Source organism: Methanospirillum sp. (assembly GCF_028679455.1).
Classification (GTDB): Archaea; Halobacteriota; Methanomicrobia; order Methanomicrobiales; family Methanospirillaceae; genus Methanospirillum.
In genome coordinates, this window is sequence record NZ_JAJRBM010000182.1 from 1 (window position 1) to 4,480 (window position 4,480).

Below are 4,480 nucleotides of genomic sequence, written 5' to 3' on the forward strand. Positions count from 1 at the left end.
ATTTTCTCATTGAAGACCATAAAGATGATCCTGATCTTGTTGCATTTCTGACAGATATTTTTCAATCAGCTGAAAAAATAAAATCAATAATTGAATCCATAAATCTGGAGTTGGTTTCTGCCACAAAAGAACCTCAATGGCTTGATGTGTACCAACTCTTCCAACCTGCTGTGAAACAAGCAGAAGACCATGGTCTCGTAACCTGTATTGTAGATAATAATGTGGAAGTGTTCTCCTATTCGTATCTCAATAAAATTTTTGCCATTCTAACTGATAACACAATCAGGCATGGAGGAAAAGTCACTACAATCACCATGTCTGCTGAATGCACTGAAGATGGGCTTGCACTGATTTATGAGGATAATGGGATAGGTATTCCTACCAAAGACAAAGAGAAGATATTTCTTAAATATTTTGGAAAAAATACCGGAGAAGGGTTGTATTATGCACGCTCTTTATTATCTCTCCTCGGAATTACGATTCAAGAAACCGGACGACCTGGACGGGGGGTAAAATTTGAGTTAAAAATCCCTGCAAATTATTACCGCCAGATTGTATGATGCTTTTCAACCTTTACCCCGCCTTTTTGTATGATGAACTAAAAACCTGACTTATGGAGTTTACTCATGGCAGTGTATCCAGTTATCAGGAATTCTGAAATAAAATTCTGATATCTTCTTTCTCTGGTTCCATCACACTCTGCACTTCTCCCCCTGCATACTCGATCTCACGAAGAGTCGATCCCGGGAAAGGAAGTTCATATCTGACTGCAGCTCCCTTGGGGGTGAGGATCATTAGCATTCCTGTCTGATCCCTGGTAAGTGAGATCTGAAGAGCGGTTGTATCGGCCTTCACCAGATATTCAATAAGCGCAATAAACGCATCATAGAGCCGGAGCCTATCTGCCTGAATCAAAACGGATGTTTCGTCATTGAGTTCAATCTGGTAGTAAAGATGATGAGCATGGATACGGTGGGCAATTCTTCGGATTAATAATTGATTATATGCTGCTTCATCATCAACAGACTCGATCAGATCATCAATACTCACTTCCTGTTCACGATCTTCAGAAAACACCTCTTTGATAAGGGAAACCAGATCGACGGACTCATGATTTCCTTCAGGAATCGTACCCTGAACCGTTGTGAGGAAATCTGAAAAACTTCTGGTAATTCGGCGTATCAGTGAATTGTCCAGGAATTCACGAATCGAATCGGTCGGAATTTTCTGCAGGATCTTTTCAAAAACCTGAAGAGCCTTGAGCATGACTTCTGGTTTTACCTTCTTCCCGTCTTTGTATTCTGCATAAAACTGATTAAAATCAAGGAGAAGTTTATCGATGGACTCATGCTCCATAACTGATACAAGAGCCCGTGCTTCGGTCTCCATACCGAGTTCATCAAGATGATAACTGAGAGCCATCAACCGTCCTGCGATGATAGGAAAGAGCCGGTGTGCTTCTTCAATGATATCCAGTCCATGCCATACCGCGAGGTTCATCCGTTGCACGTTGAACTCTGCGATATCAGGCATCTGTACTATCTCAGCCTCCATCCTTGAGATCATCTCAGTTGCACCGGCGTAATCGATGATCCTCCCGTGTCCTGGACAGCATACCATCTCTTCTTTGAGCAGATGGTCCCTGATATTTCTGATCGATGTGAGTAGTTCCTCACGGTCCCATCCCGGACGTCCTGCGATTCCCATGTTCAGGGCAAACGGAATGTCTCCGACATGCAGGATAGAACCGATCCGAATGGTCAGACTGTCTCTGCTATGGCCAGGAGTAGACCAGAATTCGATATGGTCACCATCTGAAAGTTCCATGCTTTGACCATAGAAAACCCGGTTATCTAACGGTATCTGGAGCGATCGAAGGTAGATATTATCAGATTCTGGAATTGGAACAGATCTGAGTGTAGTTGCAGCCTTGTCTTCAGGAGTGAGCAGATGAAGTTCAACCCTGGCAACCGGCTGGGGAAGCCCTACAATATCAGCACCTGACCAGTATGTATCGGCTGCTTCCAACTGGTATGCCCCCCAGTCTTCAGCCGCAATGATGATTCTTCCAATCTTGCGGAGCTGGCGATCACTCAGCCCCAGGTACATATGATCCACATGGATATGCCCGGCAATCAGTAGAATGGGGTGGTCAGGTCCTGATACTGCATCTGACAAAACAAGCCGGATCTTTTCCATCTGATCCTGTACCGCACCTGGATCAATGACGAGCAGATGGGTACCGCTCCTGATAATATAGGTATTAGAACCGGTGATGGATGGTTTTCTGATAAATGGATAGATCAGTGCACTCCGGGTGCCGGGTATCGGTTGCCAGACCTCATTCTCGAGTTGAATCATATCGGGTGCTCCGGTATAGGATTGTCCGTAGGTATTCTTCGTGTACTACAATATATTCACAGCATTCCTTCTTAACGATCAGCAAGGTTGATCAACAGGATAATAGTGAAATAGCTATCCCTCCTTCTTTCTATAACGTATGAGTGAACTGCTCGAGGTCACAACCAGGACCATTGAGGGGGTTGCCATCGTTGATGTATCAGGACGCATGGATGCAGCTACATCCCGGGATGTAGAAGTCGCATTGACTACCCTGATCGACGGGGGCTCCCGAAAAATCGTCTTTAACGGAAAGAATCTCACCTATATCAGCAGTTCTGGTCTGCGAGTAGTACTTGCATCATTAAAACGGCTTCGTCAGGATGGCGGAGAGATGGCGCTTGCTGCTCTTCAGCCAGCCCCGCTTGAAGTTATCAGGATGACCGGATTTGACCGGATATTTACCATCTTTGATACTCCTGAGCTGGCAATCAGCAGTATCTCGTGCTGACCGGTGAATTACCGAACGATGCAAGCGCACAGAACAGACTGGAATTCTGCCAGGGAGACAGGGTAATATGGTCAATGGTGATTCTGCAGAGATAGTAGTCCCGGCGACGATCGATGCGATTGAGCAGGTGGCCATGTATCTGGAAGAGTTCCTTGAAAAAACCGAGGTTCCGATGATGGAAGCAACCCGGATTCAACTCGCAGTTGAGGAAGCGGTCACCAATGTTGTCATGCACGGGTATGACGATTCAGGAGGTGACGTCTTAATCAGATTGGAATCTTCACCGGCCCAGATAGCCATCACCATCATTGATGCCGGAGCTGCCTTTGATCCCACCACCATACCTCCACCAGATGTTACTGCAGATCTGGATCACCGGAAAATCGGCGGCCTGGGTGTTCATCTGATCAGGTCAGTGATGGATGAGGTCAGGTATGCACGGGAGCGGGATCAGAACAAACTGACCCTGATTAAAAATATTACTTCCGGGTAATGCGGGTTTGATAGCCTGATTGTTCGCTCAGATCATCAGCGTTCGCGTCTCTTCTGCGGGGCTTTAGTCCCGTCTGATCTGTTCTTCCCTAGGTCTGTTTCTGAACGCCGTTGTGAACTCCAGGTCCGAAGCGGTGCCCGATCACCAGAGGATCTGCTTGTTCCGATCTGCCCGGTGAATGATCTCCGTTCTCTTCGTTCGGGTCTGGTCCGCTCCCGTTGTTCTCTGCGATCTCCCTGCAGGTGTTCAATATCTGGTATCCTGGGGAGCGGAATACCCAGTTCTTTTGCCAGTTCACGCATCTTTGGAGGTGGGGATTTCCACCGCCACATTCCGCAGGTGACATATTCTTTGGGAAGACCCTGTTTGTCAGCCCATGCGATAAGAAACGCATCCCACCGATCAGCGAGTTCAGGATGGACGGTGCGAAGGATCTCATACTCTGCCTCCAGCATAGCAGGGCAGAGCCAGCACCCGATCCGCTCAATACCCATATCATAGAGCGGGTTATAGGGGATGTTACGCCACTGCAGGTAGAGGAAAACCTCAAAGGCACGCCAGGAACGTATTGGCGAACAGTTGGTTTGGTTCGGATTATGTGGGTTATTGCTGAGCAGGTCAAGTTCTGCCCGGTTGAATGATTCGTACCACCGGTTTCCCTGCACGGTCATCACCGGCCCGAGCGTGTCCATCCATCGTCGTACCGGTGCCATCTTCACAACCTTGCAGCACCACCGGTTATCTTTTCCCGGTGGTCCTATCTTTTCCACACCGGTCCAGAAGTCTCCGCCGTCAAGGGTTATCTGCACCTCCTGTTTGCTGATAAACTCGTAGGTCTCTGGAAACTCAAGATGGGTATCTACGAAGTATGCTTCTTCAACTCCTGCTTTCCTGGCAAGAGCGAGAGCGACGGTACTGTCCTTTCCGCCAGAGAACGAGATATTCACTCTGGGGAAATTTTTCATCTCCTGTTTGATGGATCTGACTGCTGCTCGTTCGAGATCCTTGAGCCGATCATAATTTCTCCGGATCACCTCGCCCCAGTCTGCCTCAGGATACTGCTGTTCCTGAATTTTGATCAGTTCTTTGACCCGGATAGAACCTGCGGTGAGCACTCCGGTTCCATACCGGTTTCC

Annotated in this window: 5 protein-coding genes; 3 read left to right on the top strand and 2 right to left on the bottom strand. The window is 47.6% G+C overall.

Going from position 1 to position 4,480, the window contains the following annotated elements; all coding sequences use genetic code 11:
* A partial coding sequence (locus LUQ50_RS06145; protein WP_300037750.1) for a sensor histidine kinase occupies positions 1-560 on the top strand: 560 nt, incomplete at its 5' end.
* A gap of 85 nt (positions 561-645) precedes the next feature.
* Here the strand turns inward: LUQ50_RS06145 and LUQ50_RS06150 are convergent.
* On the bottom strand, positions 646-2,361 hold the full coding sequence (locus LUQ50_RS06150) for an MBL fold metallo-hydrolase (protein ID WP_300037753.1): 1,716 nt from the start codon (positions 2,359-2,361) through the stop codon (positions 646-648).
* Positions 2,362-2,500: 139 nt separating this feature from the next.
* Between LUQ50_RS06150 and LUQ50_RS06155 the strand changes: the two genes are divergently transcribed.
* Together LUQ50_RS06155 and LUQ50_RS06160 are read left to right on the top strand one after the other, a co-directional pair.
* Complete coding sequence (locus tag LUQ50_RS06155) at positions 2,501-2,851, top strand: STAS domain-containing protein (protein WP_300037758.1); 351 nt, start codon at positions 2,501-2,503, stop codon at positions 2,849-2,851.
* 67 nt (positions 2,852-2,918) lie between these two features.
* Complete coding sequence (locus LUQ50_RS06160) at positions 2,919-3,344, top strand: ATP-binding protein (RefSeq protein WP_300037760.1); 426 nt, start codon at positions 2,919-2,921, stop codon at positions 3,342-3,344.
* 35 nt (positions 3,345-3,379) lie between these two features.
* On the opposite strand, the gene LUQ50_RS06165 is transcribed toward LUQ50_RS06160, so the two are convergent.
* Positions 3,380-4,480, bottom strand: a 1,101-nt coding sequence (locus tag LUQ50_RS06165) for a phosphoadenosine phosphosulfate reductase family protein (protein ID WP_300037762.1), incomplete at its 5' end; no start/stop codon positions are given.